Source organism: Curtobacterium salicis (assembly GCF_011759505.1).
GTDB classification, from domain to species: domain Bacteria; phylum Actinomycetota; class Actinomycetes; order Actinomycetales; family Microbacteriaceae; genus Curtobacterium; species Curtobacterium salicis.
The window spans coordinates 382,409-405,430 of sequence record NZ_JAAOYO010000001.1 but is presented as its reverse complement, the minus strand read 5'-3'; the positions used below and the strand labels follow the sequence as shown (position 1 = coordinate 405,430).

Genomic DNA, 23,022 nt, shown 5'->3' with positions numbered 1-23,022 from the left:
GTCTACCCGATCCTGCCCGTCCCCGTCATCAGCGCCGCACCTGTCCGGGCGATCCGTTCGGGAACCTGGTCACTTCCCGCCGTCGCGGAGGCGCCACCACGCGGTCTCGGCGATCTCGCGTCCGGTGTAGACGCCGTACTGCGTGCGCCGGGACTCGTGCAGCGAGAACCGCCGTAGCCGGTACCCGCCGCCGAACCGGTCGATGATCGCCTCGGGCGAGGAGTCCGGGTCCCGCTTGACGTACCAGGTGCGGTCGTCGTCGACGGGCTCGATCACGCGCGGACCGTGCTCACCGGCGGTTGCCGATGCGTCCGCGCAGGATGTCGATGCGCTTCTGGATCTGCTCGATGCTCGCCTGCGCCACGGCCGGCCCGCCGCTCATCCGGCGGAGTTCGGCGTGGATCGACCCGTGCGGCTCGTTGGCGTGCCGGGACCAGATCGACACCAGGCGCTGCAGTTCGGACCGCTGCTCCTTGATGGTCTGGTACATCGGACGGTTCTCGGGCTCCGGGGCCTTCGCCGCGCTGCTGGGGAGCCCGTCCTTGAGCACCCGGCCCTTCGACCGCTTGGCCTGGGTCGCCTGACGGGCACGGAGGAGGTCCCGCACCTGGTCGGGGTCGAGCAGGCCGGGGATGCCGATGAAGTCGAGCTCCTCGAGGGAACCGACCTCGCCCCCGGTGCCGAACTCGCCGCCGTCGTAGAGCACGCGGTCGAAGGACGCCTGCGAGTCGAGCGCCTCGAACGGCTGCATGTCGAGCAGGCTCTCGGACGCGCGGTCTTCCTTGTTCGCCTCGGCGACCATGGCGTCTTCGGGGTTGTACATGCCGTCCTCGGCGTTCGCCGGACGGTCGAGTGCGTGGTCCCGCTCGAGCTCGAGGGTGGCGGCGAGGGCCATCAGGCCGGGGACGCTCGGCAGGAACACGGACGCGGTCTCGCCACGGCGACGCGCTCGGACGAAGCGGCCGATCACCTGGGCGAAGAACAGCGGCGTGCTGGCGCTCGTCGCGTAGACCCCGACGCAGAGGCGGGGCACGTCGACGCCTTCGGACACCATCCGGACGGCGACCATCCAGCGCGAGGTGTCCTCGGCGAAGGACTGGATGCGGCTGGATCCGGCGGCCTCGTCGGAGAGCACGACGGTCGGCCGCTCCCCCGTGATCCGCTGCAGGATGCGCGCGTACGCCCGGGCGGTGGTGGTGTCGGTCGCGATGACCAGGCCGCCGGCGTCGGGCACACCGCGACGGACCTCGGTGAGGCGCTTGTCGGCGGCCGAGAGCACGGCCGGCATCCACTCGCCCTCCGGCGAGAGCGCAGTCCGCCAGGCCTGCGCGGTGATGTCCTTCGTGACCGGGTCGCCGAGGGACGCCGACATCTCGTCGCCCATCCGGGTCTTCCAGCGCATCTGACCGGCGTACGCCATGAACAGCACGGGCCGGACGACGCCGTCCTTGAGGGCGCGGCCGTAGCCGTAGTTGTAGTCGGAGATCGACGTCCGGATGCCCTGCTCGTCGGGGGCGTACTGCACGAACGGGATCGGTGCCGTGTCCGAGCGGAAGGGCGTGCCGGACAGCGACAGGCGCCGGGTGGCCTTCGAGAACGCCAGACGGATGCCGTCACCCCAGGTCAGGGCGTCGCCGCCGTGGTGCACCTCGTCGAGGACGACCAGGGTCTTGCCGCCGGCCGTGATGCGTTCGTGCACCTCGGGGTTCATGCCGACCTGGGCGTACGTGATCGCGACGCCCTGGTAGTGCCGGCCGAACATGCCGTCGCCGTTCTTGAACATCGGGTCGAGCCGGATGTTCACGCGGTCGGCGGCGTCGGCCCACTGCCGCTTGAGGTGCTCGGTCGGTGCGACGACCACGAGCCGGTCGACGGTGCCCCTGGCGAGGAGCTCGGTCGCCAGGCGCAGCGCGAACGTGGTCTTGCCGGCGCCCGGGGTGGCCGCTGCGAGGAAGTCGCGCGGTTCCTTCTCGAAGTACTTCGTCAGCGCTTCGACCTGCCAGGCGCGGAGTTTCGAGGCGGTGCCCCACGCGGCGCGCTCCGGGAAGGCCGGGGAAAGGTGTTCGGCGGCCGCGTTGCCCGCGACCTCGGCGATGGCCGCCGGTTCGGTCGGTTCCGATCCGTCACGGGCCGCTCCGCCCGGTGCGTCGGACGACCCGTCGATCGGGAGTTCGGCGGGTTCCTGGTGCTCGATGTTCTCCGCTGCGCTCACTCCACCCGAGTGTACCGGCACGCTCAGTCCTGCCGGGCGTGCGGGGCACGCTGCTCGGGCGTCGCGCGGACGAGGGAAGCCGGTCGGAGCACGCCGGCGCCGAAGCGTGCGGTGACCGCGTCGACGGTGGTCTCGGTCTCCCGCCACGGCGCGTCGTCGTCCCACAGGGCGTTGCTCGCGGCCGCGGGCACGAGGTTCTCACCGCGGACACCGATCAACCGGATGCGGTTGCCCGGCCGGTGCAGGACGTCGTAGAGCTCGACGGCTTCGCGGTGGAGCCGCTTGGCGACGTCGCTGGGTTCGGCGAGCGTGCGGGACCGGGTCAGCGTGGTGAAGTCGGTGTACCGGACCTTGAGCGCGACGGTCCGGGCCTGCACCTCGGCGCGCCGGAGTCGGACGGCCACCTTCTCGGCCAGGCGCAGCAGTTCGCGGGCGACGTCGTCGCGTTCGGTGAGGTCGCGACCGAACGTGACCTCGTGCCCGATCGACTTCTCGCCGACCCCGGCCTCGACCGTGCGCGGGTCGCGGCCCCAGGCGAGGTCGTGCAGCCGCTGTCCGCCGGCGGGGCCCAGCAGTGCGACGAGCGACGGCAGCGGTGTTGTGGCGAGGTCGCGGACGGTGTGGATGCCCCGGCGCTCGAGGGTCTCCTGTGTCTTGCCGCCGACGCCCCAGAGCGCGGAGACGGGCTGCGGGTGCAGGAACTCGATCGTGTACGCGTGCGGGACGACCAGCAGGCCGTCGGGCTTCGCGCGACCGGAGGCGAGCTTCGCGACGAACTTCGTGGACGCGGCTCCGACCGAGCAGTGCAGTCCGGTCTCGGCGAACACGGTCCGGCGGATCTCGGCGCCGATCTGCCACGGCGTGCCGTAGAGCCGGAGGGCGCCGGCGACGTCGAGGAACGCCTCGTCGATGCCGAGCCGTTCGACGCGCGGGGTGAACCGGTCGAAGATCCGCATGACCTGTGCCGAGCGTGCGCTGTACTTCTCGAAGTGCGGCTCGACGATCACGGCCGCGGGGCAGCGACGTTTCGCCACCGCCATCGGCATCGCGGAGTTGATGCCGTACTTGCGCGCCTCGTACGTGGCGGCGGTGACGACCGATCGGTCCGAATCGTGCCCGACGATCACCGGCAGACCGACCAGGTCGGGGCGGTCGAGCAGTTCGACGGAGGCGAAGAAGGCGTCCATGTCGACGTGCAGGACCGTGGCCGTGACGTCGTCGACGGGCGCGTCGGTGACGAGTCGGTTCCGTCCGTCCTGCTTGCTCACCGGGTCATGCTCGCACGGACCGACGACACCGGACCCGACCGGGGTCAGCGCGGCAGCGGTCCGAACTCCGCCGCCGCGATGGTCCGCATCGCCGAGTCCCGCGTGGACGGGTGGTACTGGCCGGCGCGGACGTCCCGGGCCAGGCGGGCGAGTTCGTCCGACGCCCGGAAGGCCGAGCCGCCGACGACCCGCAGCGCCTCGTCCACGACGGACTGCGCCGTGTCGACCGCGCGGGTCTTCGTGCCGACGAGCAGCGGGAACCATCGGTCGTGGTCGACGAGTTCGTCGACGTCCCGGGCGAGCGCGTCGACCTGCAGCGCGATCGCGTCGGTGGCGCTGCGCATCGCGGCGACCGCCCGCCGGACGTCCGGATCGGCCGACCGGGGGGTGCCGTCCATCGCGACCCGCCCGGAGGCCCGTTCGACGGCCAGGGTCAGCGCGCGCGAGGCGATCCCCACGTACACCGACGCGACGAGCAGTTCGAAGGCGGCGAAGATCCCGAACACGAGCGGGTCCGCCACCGGCCCGACCGGCAGCACCCGGACGATCCGCTCCGCCGGCACGTGCAGCCCCTCGAGGAGGGTCGTCCGGCTCTGCGTGGCACGCATGCCGAGCGTGTCCCAGTCGTCCAGGTGCCGGACGCCGCCGTCGGACCGGACCGCGAACCCGTGCACGAGTCGCGGCTCCGGCCCGGACGTGTCCTTGCCGAACACGCTGAGCAGGTCCCAAGCGGGCGCGAGCGAGGTCGACACCTTCGTGCCGGTGAAGCGGTACCCGCCCGAGCCGTCCGGTTCGGCGGTCGTCAGCGAGTCGAACAGCACGGCGTCGTTGCCCGGCTCGCTCACCCCGAAGGCCAGCAGCCGGTCCGCCGCCGCGGCGTCGGTGACGGTCTGGAGGAACGTCCCACCCCGGTCGGACACGCTGCGGGCCGCCTGCACCCACACCTGGTGCATGCCGAGTCCGAGCGCCGTCGCCGGCGCCGCGGCCGCGAGGGTCCGCTGGACCGCAGCGGTCTCGCGGAGACCCAGCCCCGAGCCTCCGTCCCGGATCGGCACCCCGATGCGGAGGTACCCGGCGTCCCGGAGCTCGGCGAGGTCCTCCTCGAGGAAGGCGTTGTCGGCGTCGTAGCCGGGGGCGCGCGCGGCGATGCGGGCGAGGAGGTCGTCCGGGACGGTCCAGGGACGTCGCTTGCCGGGAGTGGACTCGGTCATGGGACGAGAGTACGGTCGCCTGTCGTGTCAGACGAGCATCCCTGGACCCGGTACGTCGCGATCGGTGACTCGTTCACCGAGGGGATCGGCGATCCGGACCCGCAGTCCGTCGGCGGCCACCGCGGCTGGGCTGACCGCGTCGCCGAGACGCTGGCCGACCGGACCGACGCGGACTTCGGCTACGCGAACCTCGCGGTCCGTGGGCGCCTGCTCGGGCAGATCATCGACGAGCAGGCCGAGGCCGCCGTCGCCCTGGGGCCGGACCTGATCACGGTCTCGGCGGGCGGCAACGACATCATCCGCCCCGGCTCGGACCCCGATGCCCTGGCCGAACGCTACGACCGGATGATCGGCACCCTCCGCCGTGACGGTGCGACGGTCGTGCTGTTCACCGGACCCGACGTCGGCATGACCCCGGTCCTCGGCATGGTGCGTGGCAAGACGGCCATCTACAACGAGCACCTGCAGGCGATCGCGCTCAAGCACGGGGCGCTCGTCACGAACCTCTGGGCGCTCCGGGTCCTGCGCGACCCGCGGATGTGGGCAGCCGACCGACTGCACCACTCCCCGCTCGGACACGCGACCGTCGCCGCCGCGGTGCTCGACACCCTCGGCGTCGCCCACGAACTCGGTGCCGCCGTCCCGGAGCCGCTCGCCGCACGGCCCTGGCGCGAAGCCCGCGTCGAGGACCTCGGCTGGGCCCGGGAGTACCTCGTGCCGTGGGTCGTCCGACGGGTGCGTGGGACGTCGTCGGGCGACGGCATCACGGCGAAGCGGACCTCGGTGCAGCCGATCGCGGCGCGGGACTGAGCGCCCGGCCCGGGCGCACGAGCGCCCGGCCGGTCAGCCGACGAGCGCCCGGTCGAGCTCCACGCCGCGGAACGGGTTCGACCACCGCCACCAGACGCCCGGGTCCTCGATCGACCGGTCGAGCTCCAACGGCACCGTCACCGGGTCGTGGTGCGACACCGTGAACCGCACGGACCCGACGCGCTCCCCCGCCGAGCCGAAGGTCAGGGGCTCCAGCGACGCCTTCGCGCTGACCGTCGTGGGACCCCACACCAGGAGCGACGCCGCACGGCTGGCCGTCGCGTCGACCTCGTCCTGCCACGGCGCCTGGTACGAGCCGAAGGTCTGCCCGGCGTTCGTCAGCGTGATGATGTGGAAGTCGTCCGCGACCGAGTGCAGCAGACGGCGGACGTCCACGTCGAGTGAGTCGTGGTCGACCCCGCCGAGCATCGCCCCGACCACCGTCACCGTGCGTCCGCCCCGCTGGTAGGTCGCGGCGAAGAGCAGACAGGCGCCGGCCTCGTCCAGGGTGCCGGTCTTGATGCCCTCCACCCCGTCCATGCCGAGCAACTTGTTCGAGTTCTCGATGTCGCCGACACCCGGGACGGTCACGGACGCGGTGCCGACGACCTCCTTGACCAGGGGATCCGCCAGCGCGAGTTCGCCGAGGTCGACCAGGTCGGTCGCCGTGCTCTGGTTCCGGGGGTCGAGGCCCGTCGGCTCCATGATCGTGGTGTCGTCCAGACCGTGGTCGTCGAGCCAGGTCGCCGCGGCCTTGCGGTAGCCGTCCATCGACCCGAACGCCCAGAGCGCCAGCGAGCCGGCGTAGTTGTTGGCCGACTTCATGAGCATCACCTGGAACGCGCGGTACTCCGACAGCCGCAGGTCGGCCGGCAGTGGCGCCACCTCGCCGTTCTGCGCCGCGTACTGCCCGTACAGCGCCTCCATCTCCGGGGTGAAGTGCACGGTGGGCCCTTGGCGCCCCGGCTCGAGCGGCTTCTGTTCGAGCACCACGAGCGCGGTGACGACCTTGGAGATGCTCGCGATCGACCGCGGCTTCCGGTCGCCGCTGGTCGTCAGGCTCTCCGGGAACCCGTCGGCCTCCACCGCGGTCGCGCCGTAGTCCGGGAACCGGACGTCCGCCGCGCTGGCCGTCGGCGGCCGGTAGGTGGTGGTGCTGGCGGTCGCCGGCGCGAAGGGCACCACCGCGGCGGCCACCAGGAACGCGACGGCGAGCAGGAGCACCGCGATGACGGCGACCGTCACGGGCCTCCGGATCGCGGAGCGGGGACGGCGGACGACGTTCGGCACGAGACCGGATCGTACTGGAGGCGCGGGGCGGGTCCCTGGGTCCGGTGCGGCTCGGCCGCCACTGCAGACGGCGGGGCGCCGGCCTCGGTCGGCCGGGACCTCGAAGACGACCTCGCGGGTCAGTCGTCCGGGTGCAGGCTCGCGTCGGCCGCCCCGGTCCGCCAGGCGGTGAAGTGCACGGTGAGGTCGTCCCGCGACGGCGCGCAGCACATCGGCCCGGCGCCGACCTCGGCGTCCGGGTCCAGCGGTGCCACGCGGACCAGACGCCACGGCTCGTCGTCGACCCGGGCTCGGACGGTCAGGGCATCGCCGGAGCGGCTGGCGCGGATCGTGACGAGGCGGCCGTGCCACTCGGGGACGGGCGCGAGCGACCAGTCGGAGACGCCGCGGGTGACGACGGCGCCGAGGCTGTCCTGGTCGTCACTGCGTTCGACGCCAGCCTTGGTCCAGGTGCTGTCGTCGACCTTGACGAAGATGCCGGCCTGGTCGAACTGGGCGGAGAAGTCCAGGTGGAACGACACCTCCATCGCGGTGTCCTGGGCGAACGGGGCGAGGAGGGCGTGCTCGGTGTCGTGCACGAAGCCGTACGAGGTGGTCCGCCAGGCGTCGCTCTCCTCGACCGCGGTGACGCGCATCCCGTCGTCGGCGACCGACACGGCGGCGGGCGGGTTCGTCCAGGTGCCGATGGACCAGTCGATGTCGCTCATGGCACCGAATCTACGGCCTGACCGAACGACGTCCGGAAGCCGTACCGGGCGGCAAGAGCCACGTCGGGTACCGCCACGAACCCGACAAGCTCCGCTCCGTCGGCCTGCACGGCCGCCCCGGGGACACGGTGCGTGCGGAACGGATCGACGAGTGCCCCGTCAACCTGGAAGCACGGGTCGTGCACGCCCGGCCGCTCGCGCAGGACGGGCCGGACGACGACGCGACCTTCCTGTTCGAGGCCACGGTGACGCGGGTCCACGTCCATCACTCGATCCGCATGGCAGGAACGGCGAACCGAGTCGACCCCGACCGTTGGCGTCCGCTCATCATGAGCTTCCAGCGCTTCTACGGTCTCCTCGGTGAGGTGCACCCGTCCCGACTCGCCAGCATCCCCGAGGAGTGGTACCGCTGACCGTGCCGCCGACTCCGTCAGGACCCAGTCCGGCTACGACCTGGTGTCCACCAGCGCGACGAACCGGCTGCCGACGCCCTCGACCTCGTGCCGGACGAAGCCCACCGTCGGCTCGGGCGCCTGGTACGGCGCGTGGTAGTCGCACATCAGGTGGTCCCAGTCCGGCCACCACTTCTTCGGGCGCGCGTCCTCGGAGTACCCGCAGACCACGCACTTCAGGTGCACCCAGACCTTCTTCGCACCGGTCCGGTTCGCCCGGGACTGCACGAGCCACGCCGGCGGGTCCTGTTCGATCGCGGTGAGCTCGGCCTCGCTGAGGCGCGTCGGGATGCCGTGGTGGGTCGCCATCTCGAGGGGGATGTCGAGCCGGATGGCCGCGTCGCGTCGGGAGAGCATCCGACCAGCCTAGGTCAGCGGACCGGCGCGGCGCGGCAGGTCAGCGTGCCCGCTGTGCGTGGGCGACCGCCCAGAGGCCGACGGCGCTCGCCGCGGCCACGTTGAGCGAGTCGACGCCGTGGTGCATCGGGATCCGCACGGTCGTGTCGGCGGCCGCGACCGCGGCGGGTGTGAGGCCCTGTCCCTCCGTGCCCATGACCAGGGCGACCCGCTCCGGCACGTCGGCGACGAACGCCTCCAGGTCGACCGAGCGGTCGGTGAGCGCCATGGCGGCGACGTGGAAGCCCTGCGCACGGAGGTCCTCCCCCGCGGCCGGCCACTCCCCGATGCGCGTCCAGGGGACCTGCAGCACGGTGCCCATGCTCACCCGGACGCTCCGACGGTAGAGCGGGTCGGCGCAGCGCGGGCTGACCAGGACGGCGTCGGCACCGAGACCGGCGACGCTCCGGAACACCGCTCCCACGTTCGTGTGGTCGACGATGTCCTCGAGCACGACGACGAGCCGGGCGTCGCGCACGACGTCGGCGACCGACGGCAGCTCCGGACGGTGCATCGCCGCGATGGCGCCGCGGTGCATCCGGAAGCCGGTGAGCTCCTCGAGCAGGGCGTCCGACCCGACGAAGACCGGGCCGTCGTGGTCGGCGACGAGCGGCAGCACGCTGTCCAGCCACTTCTCCTGCACCAGCACGCTCCGCGGGGTGTGACCCGCACGGACGGCCCGTTCGATGACCGTGTTCGACTCGGCGATGTACAGCCCGCCCTCGGGTTCCGTGACGCGGCGGAGCGCCACGTCGGTGAGCCGGGCGAAGTCGTCCAGGCGCGGGTCGTCGAGGGAGTCGATGCGGACGGGGTGCACGGTGCTCGTTCCGGTCGGGAGGATCGTGGTCGGTCGCCGACGTCGGCCCGGGGAAGGACCGGGGACGCTCGGCGGTTGAGGGTACCGTGGACACGATGGCGACGAGCGACGGCACAGGGACCACCGCGGGGACCGACGGGACCGTGACGGACGCGAGCGTCACCGACGTCGACCGGGCGGTCGCGGTCCTCCGCGGCAAGCGCGTCGCCGTCCTGACCGGCGCCGGCGTCAGCACCGACTCCGGCATCCCCGACTACCGCGGCGCGGGCCGGGTCGTCCGGAAGCCGATGACCTTCCAGGAGTTCCTCGCCGACCCCGCCAAGCGCCAGCGCTACTGGGCCGGCTCCCACCTGGGCTGGCGGACCTTCGCGGCCGCCCGTCCGAACGACGGACACCGCGCGCTCGCCGCACTCGAGTCCGCCGGGGTCGTCAGCGGGATCGTCACCCAGAACGTCGACGGCCTGCACCTGCGCGCCGGGTCCCGCCGGGTGGTCGAGATCCACGGTTCGATGGACCGTGCCGTCTGCCTGACCTGCGGGCAGGTGTTCTCCCGTGCGGACCTGGCTGCCGTGCTGGACCGCGAGAACCCGTGGATCGACGAACCGGGGTCCGTGCAACTGCAGCCGGACGGGGACGTCGAGATCACCGACGTCGAGCGCTTCCGGGTGCCCGACTGCACGGTCTGCGGCGGCGTGCTGAAGCCCGACGTGGTGTTCTTCGGCGAGTTCGTGCCGGCCGAGAAGTTCCGCGAGGCCGTCTCCATCGTCGCCGAGGCCGACGCCCTGCTCGTGGTCGGGTCCTCGCTCACCGTGAACTCCGGCGTCCGTCTGCTCGATCACGCGACCCGCCGGAAGCACCCGGTCGTCATCGTGAACCGTGGCGGGACGCGCAGCGACCGCCGTGCCGCCGTGAAGATCGACGCCGGCACGACCGAGACGCTGGTCGAACTCGCAGCGCGGCTCACCGCGTCTGCGATGATCGACGGGTGACGACGCTCCTCTACCTGGTCCGGCACGGCGAGACCGACTGGAACCGGCAACGACGCATCCAGGGGTCGACCGACGTGCCGCTCAACGAGACCGGACGACGCCAGGCTGCCGAGACCGCCGTGCTCCTGACGCGTCGGCGGTTCGACGCCGTCGTGTCCTCGCCGCTGTCCCGGGCGCTCGAGACCGGCACGATCATCGCGACGCGACTCGGCCTGCCCGAGCCGTCGACGTACGACGGACTCCGCGAACGCTCCTACGGCGACGCCGAGGGTCTCACGCACCCGGAGATCGAGGCACGATGGCCGCACGACGCGGTGCCGGGCCGCGAGTCCCGCGCCGCCCTGCTCGACCGGGTCACCGAGACGCTCGCCGAGATCGCGGTCCGCTTCGACGCCGGGTCGGTCGTCGTCGCGACCCACGGCGCGGTCATCCGGACCGTCGTGGACGCGGCGGCTCCGGGCACCATCGAGCGTTCGACCGTGCCGATCCGGAACGGTTCGGTGCACTCGTTCCGCTGGGACCCGGAGCGGTTCCGCGCCGAGCTCGTCCGCTCCGACGACCCCATCGAGGACGTCTCGGACGCACCGGGGCGCTACGCCTTCGAGTACCAGAACCCGCTGGAACGCCGGGGCTGACCGCGACCGGTCAGATGCCGGATCCGCCCGTGTAGCCGGTCCCACCGGCGGTCCGTGCGGCCTGCGCCTCGGCGACGCGGAGGTCGTGGTCGCTCGCACCGGAACCGTGCGGCACGCCGGTGTCCGGCAGGTCGCGGAGTGCCCGGGCACGTCGGCGGTCAGCGATCGCCATGGCGGCGCAGACCGCCGCGATCACGGCGATGACGGCGATGAAGACGGCGACGATCATGGTTCCCCCGTTCGACGGGAGGCACGTGCCCCCGTCCGGCTCCACCGTAGCGTGACCGAGAGCGTCCGACCAGGGCGCGGACTACGCTCCGGTGGACGGCGCGGTCCGACGCACGGTCCCGCCCTGCGAGGTGACCCTGTGAGCGCTGCTGGACGGCACACCGACGGACCGGACCGGCGCGGACCGTGGGACGACGACGACGACCTCGATGCCGCGTTCGGACCGGACACCGCCGCCACCAGGGCCTTGACCCGTCCCGAACGCGTGCGCGCCGGGACCGCGGTCGTCGTCGGTGTGGTCGCGGTCGCGGTGGTGCTCGTCGTGGTGCTCGCTGTCATCCTGTCCGGCGTGCAGCGTGGCGTGGGAGGGGTGTTCCCGCAGCCCGAGGCCGATCGTCGCCGCTTCGTCGCCGCCGCGTCGGTCCTGCCCGGCGTCAGCGGCGTCGACAGCGCACGGACGGAGAAGACCTCGTTCGCGGGGTACGACGTCACCGCAGTCGTGCACGCTGAACGGGACCTCGGTGCCGAGGACCGACGGGCACTCGTCACGGCACTGAGCAACGTTGCCGCCGACTCCTCGGGCTCGGGCGTCCGCATCTGGGCGGAACTCGACCTCGGCGTCCTCCGGGTCGGCGTGTCCGACTCGCCCGAGACGAGCCAGCGCCGCCTCCGGATGGCCGACCGGCTCGCGGCGATCGGTGGCGTCGTCGCCGTCCGCTGCACCTTCCTGGACGAGGCGGACGGACGCTCCGACGAACCGTCGGGGCAGCAGGTGATCGTCCGGACGCCTGGCGTCGGGGTCGCCCTCGCGGCGGTCGCGGCGGCCGCGGAGGCAGTCGGGAAGGACGCGTTCCCCGGCGTCCACGTGCAGACGCTCGGCCCCTGACCGGGACACCGTCGCGCGTGCCCTGACGAGCCTCCGGACGTGTCAGCGGCGCCGTGCCGAGCGGTCCGCGACGGCGCGCTCGACGGCCCGGACGACCTGTTCGGCCGAGTCCTGCCACCGGAACCGGGCCGCCTGCGCGACCGACGCCCGCGAGGCGGCGTCCCACCGTGCCTCCAGTCGGCGGACGGCAGCCGCGACGGCGGAGGGCGACGACGGGTCGAAGTACTCGGCGACGTCGCCACCGATCTCGCGGAAGATCGGGATGTCGCTGACCACGACCGGGGTCCCGAGCCCCATCGCCTCGACCAGCGGGATCCCGAAGCCCTCGTCGTACGAGGCGGTGGCCAGGGCGGTCGCGGACCGGAGCACCGCGCGGTACTCCTCGTCGCTCGCACCGTCGTGGAAGACGACGGCTCCCGCCGGTGCCAGTCGGGCGAGGCGGTCCCGGTCCGCATCCGACACGCGGGACATGCAGCGCAGCGTCCAGTCGGGCCCGAGCAGGGGCAGTGCGGCCGCGAGCGTCTCGACGTTCTTGTACGGCATGAACGAGCCCATGTAGACGAGCGTCTTCCGCCGGGGCGCGTCGGGGTCCCGGGGCTCGGCGGGGTCAGCCGCGTTGTACGCGACCGTGACCGGACGGTCGGTCAGCCGGTGCTCGGTGATGAGCCCGGCCGTCGTCTCGGACACGGTGACGACCCCGTCGGCACCGTTGAGCAGCAGCCGTTGCGGCCACCAGGCGAGGTGGAACGCGCGCCACCCCAGCCGGAGCGGCCAGGAGAACTCCCGCGGCGGGGTGCGGTTCCGGTAGTAGATGAGGTCGTGCAACGTCAGCACGAGGGCGTACCGGCGGCCGCGGGAACCCATCGTCTGCATCGGCGAGAAAACGGCGTCGAGACCCAGACGGTTGACCCGACGAGCCACCAGGGGCTCCCCCGCGTCGGTCGGTGCCGGGACGAGCTCCCACGGGAGGCCGGACGGGAGCGACTCGAGCTGGCGTTCGTCGGAGACGAGCAGCACGTGGTCGTGCCGGTCCGGCAGGTGGGCGGCGATGCCGGCGGTGAACCGGCTGATCCCGTCGTGTCGGCCGATGCGGACGTACCGGCAGTCGATGCCGATCCGGAGGCGGGTCACGAGGTCGCCATCCGTCGGAGGACCGCGGCTGCGGCAGCGGCCGGGGTCTCGTAGTGCACGAGGTGTCCGACCCCGGGGACGACGACGAGCTCGGCGTCGGCCAACCGGTCGGCCAGGGCGCGCTGCTCCGGCACGGCCGTGATGTCGTCGTGCTCGGCAGCCACGAGCAGGACCGGCACGGCGATGCGGTCGGCGAACTGTGCGACGTCGTGCGTGACGGAGGTCCGGAACGCCTCGAGCACGCTCGTGCGGTTCGCGAAGGCCGAGAAGTAGCGGTCGTGCTGGTCGTGCACCCACCGACGGAGCGAGGGGCGTCGGGACTTCAGCATCGCGATGCTCATCGCCCGGACGATCACGCGGTTCCGCAGCAGACCCAGTCCGAGCGGGCGTGGGAGCCAGGCACCGAGCCGGTAGTAGGCGATGGCGATGCCGGTGCCGACCGCGCGCGGACCCTGCAGCGCCGGAGCGGCGATCGGGTTCACGAGGACGAGCAGGCGGGTGTCGAGCCCCGCGGCCACAGCGGCCGACACGACGATCGAGCCGAACGAGTGGCCGAGGACGACGGTCCGGCGGTCGAGTCCGAGTGCTGCCCGGAAGCCCTCGAGCCAGTGCACGTAGCCGTCGAGGTCGGACGTCGGCAGCGGGTCGGACACGCCGAACCCGGGCAGGTCCGGCACGATCACCCGGACTCCGCTCGGGTGACCGGCCACCAGGTGCGCGGCGATCGACTCGAGGCCGTGGTGGTCGCCACGGAAGCCGTGCACGGCGAGCACGGTGGCCGGGGTGCCGGCGGACGTGCCGGCAGCGGGGCCGTACTCCCAGAAGTGCGTGGTGCGGTCCGCGACCTGGACCGTGCGGTGCACGACGGGGGTGGCCGCCATCAGCGACTGGTACGGGGACAGCACGGGCGGTTGCATCCGCGCCAGTCTAGGGAACGCGCTCGCGGACGCGGTGTGCGCGTCGGGGGTGGCGCGGCTAGCGTGTCCGGGGCGGCCCTCCTGCTCTGGAGAGGCCGACGACCGACGAGGAGCACGGTGTCCTTCACAGCCCCGATCCAGCAGCCCGGACTGACCCTCGACCCGCTCTGGTACAAGCGCTCGGTGTTCTACGAGTGCATGATCCGCTCGTTCGTCGACTCGAACGGTGACGGCACCGGCGACCTGCAGGGCCTGATCAGCCGGCTCGACTACCTGCAGTGGCTCGGCGTCGACGCGCTCTGGCTGCCGCCGTTCTTCCGCTCACCGTTGCGTGACGGTGGCTACGACATCTCCGACTACAAGGCGATCCTGCCCGAGTTCGGCACCCTCGACGAGTTCCGCGAGCTCGTGACGAAGGCGCACGAACGGAACATGCGCATCGTCATCGACATGGTCATCAACCACACGAGCGACCAGCACGAGTGGTTCCAGCAGTCGCGCGAGGACCCGGACGGGCCCTACGGCGACTTCTACGTGTGGCGGGACACCGACGAGGAGTACTCGAACATCCGGGTGATCTTCGTCGACACCGAAGAGTCGAACTGGACCTTCGACCCCGTCCGTCGGCAGTTCTTCTTCCACCGGTTCTTCTCCCACCAGCCCGACCTCAACTACGAGAACCCGGCCGTGGTCGAGGCCGTCTACGACGTCGTCCGGCACTGGCTGGACCTCGGTGTCGACGGGCTGCGGCTCGACGCGATCCCGTACCTGTTCCAGTCGGAGGAGGGCAACGGCGAGGGCGAGCCGGAGACGCACGAGTGGATCAAGAAGCTCCGCACGATGGTCGACGACGAGTACCCGGGGCGCGTGCTCATCGCCGAGGCGAACCAGTGGCCCCGCGAGACGGCTGCGTTCCTCGGGACGGACGAGGAGCCCGAGTGCCACATGGCGTTCGACTTCCCCGTGATGCCGCGCATCTTCTACTCGCTCCGCGCCCAGCACGCGAAGGAGCTGCAGGCGATCCTCTCCGAGACGCTGGACGTCCCCGAGACCGCCGCCTGGGGGGTGTTCCTCCGCAACCACGACGAGTTGACGCTCGAGATGGTGAGCGAGGAGTACCGGCAGGCGATGTACGGCTGGTACGGCTACGACCCGCGGATGCGCTCGAACATCGGCATCCGACGTCGTCTGGCGCCGCTGCTCGACAACTCCCGCGCCGAGCTGGAGCTCGTGCACGCGCTGCTGTTCTCGCTGCCCGGCTCACCGTTCCTGTACTACGGCGACGAGATCGGGATGGGCGACAACATCTGGCTGCCGGACCGCGACTCGTCCCGCACGCCGATGCAGTGGACGCCGGACCGCAACGCCGGGTTCTCGTCCGCCGACCCGGGCAAGCTGTTCCTGCCGGTCGTCCAGTCCCTGGTGTTCAACTACGCCCAGGTGAACGTCGAAGCCCAGCTGGCGCAGTCCCGGTCCCTGCTGCACTGGATCCGCAACGTCATCCACGTGCGGAAGGCGCACCCGGTGTTCGGCATGGGGTCGATCGCCGTGCAGCAGACCTCGAACGACAGCGTGCTCGCGTTCGTCCGGTCCTGGGCGGGTTCCGGCACCGACCAGCAGTTCGGGCCGAGCGCCGAGGACGTGCTCTGCGTGTTCTCGTTCGCGCACAACCCGACCTCCGTCACGATCACCGCGCCCGAGTACGCCGGACGGCCGCTCGTCGACCTCTTCGGTGGCGGTGCCTTCCCGTCCTTCGACGCCGACGGCTCCGTGACCCTCACCCTCGGCACGCAGGCGTTCTACTGGCTGCACGTCGGCCGGGGTCCGGAGAACGCGAGCGCGCCTCGCGGGGCTGTCGGTGCCGTTGGCTAGCCTGACCGCGTGACCTCCCCCGCTGCCGCGCTCGACACGGCGACCCGGCCCCCGCAGGACCTGACCAGCCGACCGTGGTGGCACGCACTCGGCGTGTTCGACCTCGAGACGACGGGCATCGACGTCGAGACCGCGCGGATCGTCAGCGCACACGTCGGGCTCATCGACATGACCGGTCGTTCGATCGTCGAGGGTGCCTGGCTCGCCGACCCGGGCGTCGAGATCCCGGAGCAGGCCGCCGCGGTGCACGGCATCACGACCGAGCGTGCCCGGGCCGAGGGACGACCCGCCGGCGAGGTCGTGGCGGAGATCGTCGCCGCGGTCGAGGCCGTGTTCGCCCGCGGCATCCCGCTGGTGGTCTACAACGCCCCGTACGACCTGACGCTGCTCGACCGGGAGGCCAAGCGGCACGGCATCGCCTCCCCCGTGATCGGCAACGTGGTCGACCCGCTCGTGATGGACAAGGCGCTCGACACCTACCGCAAGGGCAAGCGGACGCTCGAGGTCGCCTCGCAGCTCTACGGGGTGCAGCTCGACGACGCGCACGACGCCGGCGCGGACGCGATCGCCGCGGGCCGGGTCGCCCAGGCCATCGCCCTGAAGTACCCCGACGAGCTCGGCATCAGTGCCGAGGAGCTGCACCGCAAGCAGGTCGCGTGGTGCTCCGAACAGGCCGCGTCCTTCCAGGAGTACATGCGGGGCAAGCGCGATCCGTCCTTCACCGCCGACGGTCGCTGGCCCCGTCGGCACTCGGCCCCGAGCATGTAGCATTCCGAGCGGGGGAGGGCCGGACCGCGCCGTCCCCTCGACGACCGCACCGCAGGCACCGCCTGCACCGCACGCTCAAGGGGAGATCCGCGCACGTGTTCCTGAAGACCTTCGGGTGGTCCCTGGCCATCACCGTGCTCGCACTGGCCATCGCGCTGGTCTACGGCGGCTGGAGCGCGGTCATCATCACCGCGATCCTCGGCGTGCTCGAGATCAGCCTCAGCTTCGACAACGCGGTCGTCAACGCCCGCATCCTCGAGCGGATGAACCCGTTCTGGCAGAAGATGTTCCTCACCGTGGGCATCGTCATCGCGGTCTTCGGCATGCGCGTGCTCTTCCCGCTGCTCATCGTCGGCGTCACCGCATCGCTCAACCCGGTCGAGGCCGTGCAGCTCGCGCTCGAGAAGGGCCCGATCGACGAGCCCGGCACGTACGCGTACCTGCTGCACGAAGCGCACCCGCAGATCGCTGCCTTCGGCGGCATGTTCCTGCTGATGATCTTCCTCGACTTCATGTTCGAGGAGCGCGACATCCTGTGGCTGCGCTGGCTCGAACGGCCGCTGCTCTTCATCGGGAAGCTCCCGATGGTCAACGTCATCGTCGCCCTCGTCCTCCTGGCGGTCGCCGGCACCACCGCCGGGGACCACCAGTCGACGGTCCTCGTCGCGGGCATCGCCGGCCTCGTCACGTACTTCCTCGTCACCGGGCTCGGCGGGCTCTTCGACGTCGACGACCCGGAGGACGACGGCAACTCGTTCGAGAGCACCGGCGAGATGGTCGCCGAGGCGAACCGCATCAGCAACAAGCGCCGCGTCGGCAACGTCGCCGGCAAGGCCGCGTTCCTGCTGTTCCTCTACCTCGAGGTCATCGACGCGTCGTTCTCGTTCGACGGCGTGATCGGGGCCTTCGCGATCACCGCGGACCCCATCATCATCGCCCTCGGTCTGGGCCTCATCGGTGCACTGTTCGTGCGGTCTCTCACCGTCTTCCTGGTCCGACAGGGCACGCTGGACGAGTTCGAGTACCTCGACCACGGTGCGCACTGGGCGATCGGTGCACTCGCGGCGATCCTGCTCGTCACGATCACCACCGAGGTGAACGAGGTCGTCACCGGCCTCATCGGCGTCGTCTTCATCCTCGCCGCGTTCATCTCCTCGGTGGTCCGCAACAAGCGCAAGGCCGGCGAACACGAGCCGGCAGACGACCACGCAGCCGTCGCCTCCTGACGGTCGCGACCAGGACTGCACCACCGACGAAGGGTTCACCACAATGGGTCTCAGCCTCCAGAAGGGCCAGGCGCTCTCGCTCACGAAGACCGACGGCAGCGCACTGACGCGCGTCCGTCTCGGTCTCGGGTGGGACGCCGTGGCGACGAAGCGCGGACTGTTCGGCGGGAAGAAGACGGCGGACGTCGACCTCGACGCCTCCGCGGTCTTCTTCGGCGCCGACGGCCAGCCCGTCGACTACGTCTGGTTCAACCAGCTCCGCAGCAAGGACGGTTCGGCGCAGCACACCGGCGACAACCTCACCGGTGAGGGCGACGGCGACGACGAGGTCATCCGCATCGACCTCAGCGCGGTGCACGGCGCCGTGCAGCAGATCGTGTTCGTGATCAGCAGCTACAGCCGACAGACGTTCGACAACGTGCAGAACGCGTTCTGCCGCGTGGTCGACGACTCCACCGCCGGCGCCCCCGAGGTCGCCCGCTACCAGCTGACCGACTCCGGCCAGCACACCGCGATGGTCATGGCGAAGGTGTCCCGCACCGGAGCAGGATGGACCTTCACGGCGATCGGCGAGCGTGCCGACGGCCGGACCGTGCAGGACCTGGTCGGCCCCGCGGCCGCAGCGCTCTGACGGCACGAACCCAGACGGAAGGACGATCGATGGCGACCCTCTCGCTCTCCAAGGGCAACAACCTCTCCCTGACCAAGACCGACCCGGGCCTCCGCCGGGCCATGATCGGCCTGGGCTGGGACCCGCGCACGACGGCGGGCGAGCAGTTCGACCTCGACGCGTCGGCGCTGCTGGTCGGGGCGAACGGCAAGGTCCGCTCGAACGACGACTTCATCTTCTACAACCAGTTGCAGTCGATCGACGGTTCGGTCGTCCACCAGGGCGACAACCGGACCGGTGAGGGTGACGGCGACGACGAGCAGATCCTCATCGACCTGGACCTCGTCTCCGCCGACGTCTCCCGCGTGGTCATCGTCGTCACGATCGACCAGGCCGACGCCCGCCACCAGAACTTCGGCCAGGTCCGCGGCGCCTTCTGCCGGGTCGTCAACGACGAGACCGGCAACGAGGTCGTGCGCTTCGACCTCACCGAGGACGCCGCATCGGAGACCGGCATGATCTTCGCCGAGATCTACCGGTACGACGGCGAGTGGAAGTTCCGCGCCGTCGGCCAGGGCTACGCCACCGGCCTCCGGGGCGTTGCCACCGACTACGGCGTCGTCCTCGACTGACGGTCGCGCCACGCGCCTCCCGTCCCCGACGACGCTCCCCCACAACCGAAAGGACCCGATCATGGCCGGACTCTCCCTCAGCAAGGGCGGCAACCTCTCCCTCACGAAGACGAGCCCCGGGCTCACCGTGGCCACCGTCGGCCTCGGCTGGGACCCGCGCACCACGGCGGGCGAGGCCTTCGACCTCGACGCCTCGGCGCTGCTCGTCGGGCCCGACGGCAAGGTCCGCTCGGACGCCGACTTCATCTTCTACAACCAGCCGAAGAGCGCCGACGGTTCCGTCGAGCACAAGGGCGACAACCGCACGGGTCAGGGTGACGGCGACGACGAGCAGATCGCCATCGACCTGCAGAGCCTGCCGGCGGACGTCGACCGCGTCGTCGTCGTGGTCTCGATCGACCAGGGCGAGGCCCGCCGCCAGAACTTCGGGCAGGTCCGCAGCGCGTACTCGCGGGTGCTCGACCAGGACGGCGCCGAGATCGTCCGCTTCGACCTCTCCGAGGACGCCGCCCCGGAGACCGCGATGATCTTCTCGGAGATCTACCGGAGCGGTGCGGAGTGGAAGTTCCGCGCGGTCGGCCAGGGCTACCAGTCCGGTCTCGCCGGCGTCGCGACGGACTTCGGCGTCAACCTCAGCTGACCGGCGCCCCGTCGGCGCCAGCACCACTCGGCAGCACCCGCACCACCCAGCAGGACCCAGCAGTTCCACCTCGTCACAGGAGACCACCGATGCCCGGACCGCTCGCTCCGCCGGAGCCCACCGACCCGTCGCAGGACGCCCTCGTCCTGCGTGCTGCCGACGCCGCCGAGGTCGTCACCCCGGACGACGCTCCGGGGATGGTGCCGGTGGACGCCGACCGGCAGGCACAGATCGCGGCGCAGGCGCGGGAGTTCGTGGAGGAGGTCGCGAGCCTCGACCCGCGCTCCCCCGCCTTCACCGAGAAGGTGGACGGCATCAACGCCATCGCCGGCTCGGAGATCGCGCGCTCCGGCGGGTTCTCGTCGCGGATGCTCGAGCGGTCGCAGTCGTCCGTCGCCGGCGCCAAGCGCTCCGGTGACGACGCGCAGGTGAAGGTCGCCACGACCCTCGGTGACCTCCGCTCCACGGTCGAGGACCTCACGCCGAACCAGGCCGACCTCAGCACCGGTCGGAAGATCCTCGGCATGATCCCGGGCGGCAACAAGCTGGCGAAGTACTTCCAGCGGTACGAGTCCGCGCAGACCCAGCTCGACAAGATCATCAAGTCGCTGATGGCCGGTCAGGACGAGCTCCGCAAGGACAACGCCACGCTCGCGGACGAGAAGGTCCAGCTGTGGGAGACCATGCAGCAGCTGAGCGAGTACGCGGTGTTCGCGAAGGCCCTGGACGCGGCGACGGTCACCAAGGTCGAGAGCCTGCGGAACGGCGGCCGCGTCGACGAGGCGCAGAAGCTCGAGTCCGACGTGCTGTTCCCGGTGCGGCAGCGACACCAGGACATCCTGACCCAGCTGGCCGTGTCGGTGCAGGGCTACCTGGCGATGGACCTGGTCCGCAAGAACAACACCGAGCTCATCAAGGGCGTCGAACGGGCGCGCACGACGACGATCGCTGCGCTCCGCACGGCGGTCGTGGTGGCGCAGGCGCTGGCGAACCAGAAGATGGTCCTCGACCAGATCGACGCGGTGAACAACACCACGAACGCGATGATCCTGCAGACCAGCGAGATGCTGCGCGACCAGACGACGCGGATCCACGAGCAGGCGACGAACTCCGGCGTCAGCGTCGAGACCTTGCAGAAGGCCTTCGACAACGTGTTCCAGACGATGGACGCGATCGACTCCTTCCGGTCCCAGGCCGCGCAGAACATGTCCTCGACGGTCGCGGCGCTCGAGTCCGGCATCCAGCGTGCCAAGCCGTACCTCGAGCGTGCCCGCCAGACCGACGACGACCCCCGATCGGTGACGCGATGACGCCTGCGGTCGACTGCCGTGCGTGATCGCCTGCGCGCACTGTTCGGCCGCGACGACGACGACCCGGAGCGACGGGTCCCGGATCCGGACGCCGAGACCCCGGCGTCGGCCGCGGCCGCTGCGGCGGCGCGGATCGACGTCCGCGGTTCGGGCGGCGCGGCCGACGACGCTGCGGCGGCAGCCGGGCTCGACGACCTCCGGACGATCGTGCGCGCGGCCGGAGCCGACCTGCCGACCGTCGTGTCCTCGCGCGTCCGACACGTCGAGGACCTCCTCCGGGAGGCCGCCGGCACCGTGATCGCACGTGGCGCCTCGACCGAGCAGCGCTACCTCTTCCAGGCGATCGTGAACGACTACCTGCCCACGCCCGTCCGGACCTACCGTTCCCTGCCCGCAGCGGACCGGACCCCGGAGAGCGCCGCCACGGCGACCCTCGCCGGCCAACTCGACGTCGTCGCGGAGACGGTGGAGGACATGCACGAACAGATCAGGAGCGGTGCCATCGCCGAACTCTCCTCGCACGGCCGGTTCCTCCGCGACCGCCTGGGCAACGGTGACGAGGTCCTGCGCCTCCGCGGAGCCGACTCGTGACCGGGCAGCTCGTCCCGGGCGCGAACGCTGCGCTGACCGCCGAGAACCCCGGCCTCAGCGCGGTCGTCGTCGGGATCCACTGGGACCAGATCGCCAGCCGCGGCCCCTCCGCTGAACTCGTCCCGGTCGCCATCGTCTGCGGCCCCGACGGCCACGTGCTCTCCGACGAGGACCTCGTGTTCTTCAACCAGATCGAGAGTGCCGACGCCTCCGTCCGGTACCTGGACGAGTCCGACCAGGAGGAGATCGACGTCGACTTCGCCTCGGTGCCGGACGCCGTCGACAAGATCGTCTTCGCGGTCTACCTCGACCCCGACCCGCGGTCCCCGAAGGACCTCGGCTCGGTCCGCTCGATGTCGGTCCGCGTCTGCGCGCCGGACGGTCGGGAGCTCATCGCGTTCCCGCTGCCGCCGGAGCGGAACCACCTCATCGACGCGGTGATCCTGGGTGAGCTGTACCGCCACCGCTCGGAGTGGAAGTTCCGCGCCGTCGGTCAGGGCTACACGACCGGCCTGACCGGCCTCCGCGCCGACCACGGCATCGGCCGAGCGCGATGACGACGGGGCACCCGTTCCTCCGCCGTCGCGTCCGTCCGACCCCGCCCGGCCAGGAGGCACACCCGACCGCCGCCTCGCACGGCACCGCCGCCTCGTCGGGCACCAGCGCCGCCCACGGCGTACCGATCTCCCGCCCGGCCGCGCCGGCAGCTCCGGCACCCGCCGCGCCGGCGAGCTCCGGTGGCGGGCTGAGCCTGTCCTTCGGCCGTCAGCCCGCGCCGTCGTCGGACCGGACCCCGGCACCACGCACCTCCGCGGCGCCGACGTCTGGCGCAGCCCGCGTGCCCGCGCCGGGCACCACCGCGCCCGCCCAGCCCCGTCCCGACCGCATCGCGCGTCGGCTGGCGGAGCGTGCCTCCCGGATCCGCCCCTTCCCCGCACCCGACCCGCGCGACGTCCGTGTCCTCGGCCCCGAGGACCCCGTGGTCCGCATCGACCGCCGGCGCTCGGCCGTCGGTGCCCTCCGCGTGACCGGTTCGACGAGCGCAGCGTGGGAGTCGGTCGTCCACGTCGTCGGTGGCGCGACCGCGGACGGCGCGACCGCCGGGCGCACCGTCACCACACGGGGCAACCGCCCGCTGGTCGGCTACGACGGCGCCGACGTCCTGGTCGCCCTCCGCCACGTCCGCGAGCTCCGCCGGGCACTCGTGATGGGCCGCGGGCCGGACCGGCTCGTCGTCGCCCTGCACGACGGCACCACCCTCGCGGTCGACCCCGGGGACGCCGACACCATCACGATCCTGGCGCTCTCCGTCATCGACGGCGAACTCGAGCTCCGCGCCGAGCCGTTCCCCAGGGCGACCCACGACGGCGACGTGTTCGCCGCGTTCGGCTTCGTCCTGTCCGCCCCGACCGTCGGAGTCTGAT

The 23,022-nt window shown here is 71.7% G+C and carries 26 protein-coding genes; 15 read left to right on the top strand and 11 right to left on the bottom strand.

All coding sequences use genetic code 11. The features are described from left to right. Positions 1-69: 69 nt before the first annotated feature. From E9228_RS01900 to E9228_RS01885, 4 genes are all read right to left on the bottom strand, one after another. Positions 70-276 carry a hypothetical protein gene (locus E9228_RS01900; protein ID WP_166778907.1) on the bottom strand — a complete coding sequence of 69 codons (207 nt, stop codon included), beginning with the start codon at positions 274-276 and terminating at the stop codon, positions 70-72. A gap of 13 nt (positions 277-289) precedes the next feature. After that, a complete protein-coding gene (locus E9228_RS01895) occupies positions 290-2,095 on the bottom strand; it encodes a DEAD/DEAH box helicase family protein (protein ID WP_166779361.1) in 1,806 nt (601 codons plus the stop codon). 140 nt (positions 2,096-2,235) lie between these two features. Beyond that, positions 2,236-3,480, bottom strand: coding sequence for a DNA polymerase IV (gene dinB / locus E9228_RS01890; protein ID WP_166778906.1), 1,245 nt, complete (start codon positions 3,478-3,480; stop codon positions 2,236-2,238). Between the two features lie 44 nt (positions 3,481-3,524). After that, on the bottom strand, positions 3,525-4,691 hold the full coding sequence (locus E9228_RS01885) for an acyl-CoA dehydrogenase family protein (protein ID WP_166778905.1): 1,167 nt from the start codon (positions 4,689-4,691) through the stop codon (positions 3,525-3,527). Between the two features lie 24 nt (positions 4,692-4,715). Here E9228_RS01885 and E9228_RS01880 point away from each other — a divergent pair, with 24 nt between their 5' ends. Continuing rightward, complete coding sequence (locus tag E9228_RS01880) at positions 4,716-5,501, top strand: GDSL-type esterase/lipase family protein (RefSeq protein WP_166778904.1); 786 nt, start codon at positions 4,716-4,718, stop codon at positions 5,499-5,501. Between the two features lie 33 nt (positions 5,502-5,534). On the opposite strand, the gene E9228_RS01875 is transcribed toward E9228_RS01880, so the two are convergent. Together E9228_RS01875 and E9228_RS01870 are read right to left on the bottom strand one after the other, a co-directional pair. Beyond that, positions 5,535-6,791: a D-alanyl-D-alanine carboxypeptidase gene (locus E9228_RS01875; RefSeq protein ID WP_166778903.1), complete on the bottom strand. Its 1,257-nt coding sequence runs from the start codon at positions 6,789-6,791 to the stop codon at positions 5,535-5,537. Positions 6,792-6,910: 119 nt separating this feature from the next. Beyond that, positions 6,911-7,498 (bottom strand): DUF1349 domain-containing protein, encoded by a 588-nt coding sequence (locus tag E9228_RS01870; RefSeq protein WP_166778902.1) that lies wholly within the window; start codon positions 7,496-7,498, stop codon positions 6,911-6,913. 128 nt (positions 7,499-7,626) lie between these two features. Between E9228_RS01870 and E9228_RS16740 the strand changes: the two genes are divergently transcribed. After that, a complete protein-coding gene (locus E9228_RS16740; RefSeq protein ID WP_208385443.1) occupies positions 7,627-7,911 on the top strand; it encodes a hypothetical protein in 285 nt (94 codons plus the stop codon). 33 nt (positions 7,912-7,944) lie between these two features. On the opposite strand, the gene E9228_RS01860 is transcribed toward E9228_RS16740, so the two are convergent. Together E9228_RS01860 and E9228_RS01855 are read right to left on the bottom strand one after the other, a co-directional pair. Then, on the bottom strand, positions 7,945-8,307 hold the full coding sequence (locus E9228_RS01860) for a hypothetical protein (protein ID WP_166778901.1): 363 nt from the start codon (positions 8,305-8,307) through the stop codon (positions 7,945-7,947). 40 nt (positions 8,308-8,347) lie between these two features. After that, positions 8,348-9,163, bottom strand: coding sequence for a TrmH family RNA methyltransferase (locus E9228_RS01855; protein WP_166778900.1), 816 nt, complete (start codon positions 9,161-9,163; stop codon positions 8,348-8,350). Positions 9,164-9,258: 95 nt separating this feature from the next. On the opposite strand from E9228_RS01855, the gene E9228_RS01850 reads away from it, so the two are divergent. Together E9228_RS01850 and E9228_RS01845 are read left to right on the top strand one after the other, a co-directional pair. Next, positions 9,259-10,152 (top strand): NAD-dependent protein deacetylase, encoded by an 894-nt coding sequence (locus tag E9228_RS01850; RefSeq protein WP_166778899.1) that lies wholly within the window; start codon positions 9,259-9,261, stop codon positions 10,150-10,152. Next, a complete protein-coding gene (locus E9228_RS01845) occupies positions 10,149-10,787 on the top strand; it encodes a histidine phosphatase family protein (RefSeq protein ID WP_166778898.1) in 639 nt (212 codons plus the stop codon). Before E9228_RS01850 ends, E9228_RS01845 begins: the two co-directional genes overlap by 4 nt. Positions 10,788-10,797: 10 nt before the next feature. Here E9228_RS01845 and E9228_RS01840 read toward each other — a convergent pair whose 3' ends face one another. After that, positions 10,798-11,016, bottom strand: coding sequence for a hypothetical protein (locus tag E9228_RS01840; protein ID WP_166778897.1), 219 nt, complete (start codon positions 11,014-11,016; stop codon positions 10,798-10,800). A 138-nt stretch (positions 11,017-11,154) separates the two neighbouring features. Between E9228_RS01840 and E9228_RS01835 the strand changes: the two genes are divergently transcribed. Next, on the top strand, positions 11,155-11,901 hold the full coding sequence (locus tag E9228_RS01835; RefSeq protein WP_166778896.1) for a hypothetical protein: 747 nt from the start codon (positions 11,155-11,157) through the stop codon (positions 11,899-11,901). A 42-nt stretch (positions 11,902-11,943) separates the two neighbouring features. On the opposite strand, the gene E9228_RS01830 is transcribed toward E9228_RS01835, so the two are convergent. Both E9228_RS01830 and E9228_RS01825 read right to left on the bottom strand, forming a co-directional pair. Continuing rightward, positions 11,944-13,032 carry a glycosyltransferase gene (locus tag E9228_RS01830; protein ID WP_166778895.1) on the bottom strand — a complete coding sequence of 363 codons (1,089 nt, stop codon included), beginning with the start codon at positions 13,030-13,032 and terminating at the stop codon, positions 11,944-11,946. After that, positions 13,029-13,949, bottom strand: coding sequence for an alpha/beta fold hydrolase (locus E9228_RS01825; RefSeq protein WP_208385442.1), 921 nt, complete (start codon positions 13,947-13,949; stop codon positions 13,029-13,031). Before E9228_RS01825 ends, E9228_RS01830 begins: the two co-directional genes overlap by 4 nt. 117 nt (positions 13,950-14,066) lie before the next feature. On the opposite strand from E9228_RS01825, the gene treS reads away from it, so the two are divergent. The 10 genes from treS to E9228_RS01775 all read left to right on the top strand — a co-directional run bounded on the left by treS (position 14,067) and on the right by E9228_RS01775 (position 23,021). Then, the gene (gene treS / locus E9228_RS01820) at positions 14,067-15,821 is read left to right on the top strand and encodes a maltose alpha-D-glucosyltransferase (protein ID WP_166778894.1); all 1,755 of its coding nucleotides are present in this window, start codon (positions 14,067-14,069) and stop codon (positions 15,819-15,821) included. Between the two features lie 9 nt (positions 15,822-15,830). Continuing rightward, the gene (locus tag E9228_RS01815) at positions 15,831-16,589 is read left to right on the top strand and encodes a 3'-5' exonuclease (protein WP_425248362.1); all 759 of its coding nucleotides are present in this window, start codon (positions 15,831-15,833) and stop codon (positions 16,587-16,589) included. A 95-nt stretch (positions 16,590-16,684) separates the two neighbouring features. Further along, on the top strand, positions 16,685-17,815 hold the full coding sequence (locus E9228_RS01810; protein WP_166778893.1) for a DUF475 domain-containing protein: 1,131 nt from the start codon (positions 16,685-16,687) through the stop codon (positions 17,813-17,815). 43 nt (positions 17,816-17,858) lie between these two features. Beyond that, entirely contained in the window at positions 17,859-18,446 is a 588-nt protein-coding gene (locus E9228_RS01805) for a TerD family protein (protein WP_166778892.1), read from the top strand. A 29-nt stretch (positions 18,447-18,475) separates the two neighbouring features. After that, positions 18,476-19,057: a TerD family protein gene (locus E9228_RS01800; protein WP_166778891.1), complete on the top strand. Its 582-nt coding sequence runs from the start codon at positions 18,476-18,478 to the stop codon at positions 19,055-19,057. 61 nt (positions 19,058-19,118) lie between these two features. Further along, a complete protein-coding gene (locus tag E9228_RS01795) occupies positions 19,119-19,697 on the top strand; it encodes a TerD family protein (RefSeq protein WP_110902253.1) in 579 nt (192 codons plus the stop codon). Positions 19,698-19,786: 89 nt separating this feature from the next. Continuing rightward, positions 19,787-21,007, top strand: coding sequence for a toxic anion resistance protein (locus tag E9228_RS01790; protein ID WP_166778890.1), 1,221 nt, complete (start codon positions 19,787-19,789; stop codon positions 21,005-21,007). Positions 21,008-21,025: 18 nt separating this feature from the next. Continuing rightward, positions 21,026-21,598, top strand: coding sequence for a hypothetical protein (locus tag E9228_RS01785; protein WP_166778889.1), 573 nt, complete (start codon positions 21,026-21,028; stop codon positions 21,596-21,598). Then, the gene (locus E9228_RS01780) at positions 21,595-22,155 is read left to right on the top strand and encodes a TerD family protein (RefSeq protein WP_166778888.1); all 561 of its coding nucleotides are present in this window, start codon (positions 21,595-21,597) and stop codon (positions 22,153-22,155) included. The genes E9228_RS01785 and E9228_RS01780 overlap by 4 nt, the downstream gene beginning before the upstream one ends. Continuing rightward, positions 22,152-23,021, top strand: coding sequence for a hypothetical protein (locus E9228_RS01775; RefSeq protein WP_166778887.1), 870 nt, complete (start codon positions 22,152-22,154; stop codon positions 23,019-23,021). Before E9228_RS01780 ends, E9228_RS01775 begins: the two co-directional genes overlap by 4 nt. The last annotated feature ends 1 nt before the right edge of the window (position 23,022 follow it).

Excerpts from the sequence above, each read along its gene's own strand:
- E9228_RS01795 (WP_110902253.1), top strand. The coding sequence starts at position 19,119 with ATGGCCGGACTCTCCCTCAGCAAGGGCGGCAACCTCTCCCTCACGAAG.
- E9228_RS01800 (WP_166778891.1), top strand. The coding sequence starts at position 18,476 with ATGGCGACCCTCTCGCTCTCCAAGGGCAACAACCTCTCCCTGACCAAG.
- E9228_RS01885 (WP_166778905.1), bottom strand. The coding sequence starts at position 4,691 with ATGACCGAGTCCACTCCCGGCAAGCGACGTCCCTGGACCGTCCCGGAC.
- E9228_RS01840 (WP_166778897.1), bottom strand. The coding sequence starts at position 11,016 with ATGATCGTCGCCGTCTTCATCGCCGTCATCGCCGTGATCGCGGCGGTC.
- E9228_RS01870 (WP_166778902.1), bottom strand. The coding sequence starts at position 7,498 with ATGAGCGACATCGACTGGTCCATCGGCACCTGGACGAACCCGCCCGCC.
- E9228_RS01860 (WP_166778901.1), bottom strand. The coding sequence starts at position 8,307 with ATGCTCTCCCGACGCGACGCGGCCATCCGGCTCGACATCCCCCTCGAG.
- E9228_RS01805 (WP_166778892.1), top strand. The coding sequence starts at position 17,859 with ATGGGTCTCAGCCTCCAGAAGGGCCAGGCGCTCTCGCTCACGAAGACC.
- E9228_RS01790 (WP_166778890.1), top strand. The coding sequence starts at position 19,787 with ATGCCCGGACCGCTCGCTCCGCCGGAGCCCACCGACCCGTCGCAGGAC.
- E9228_RS01775 (WP_166778887.1), top strand. The coding sequence starts at position 22,152 with ATGACGACGGGGCACCCGTTCCTCCGCCGTCGCGTCCGTCCGACCCCG.
- E9228_RS01825 (WP_208385442.1), bottom strand. The coding sequence starts at position 13,949 with ATGCAACCGCCCGTGCTGTCCCCGTACCAGTCGCTGATGGCGGCCACC.
- E9228_RS01850 (WP_166778899.1), top strand. The coding sequence starts at position 9,259 with ATGGCGACGAGCGACGGCACAGGGACCACCGCGGGGACCGACGGGACC.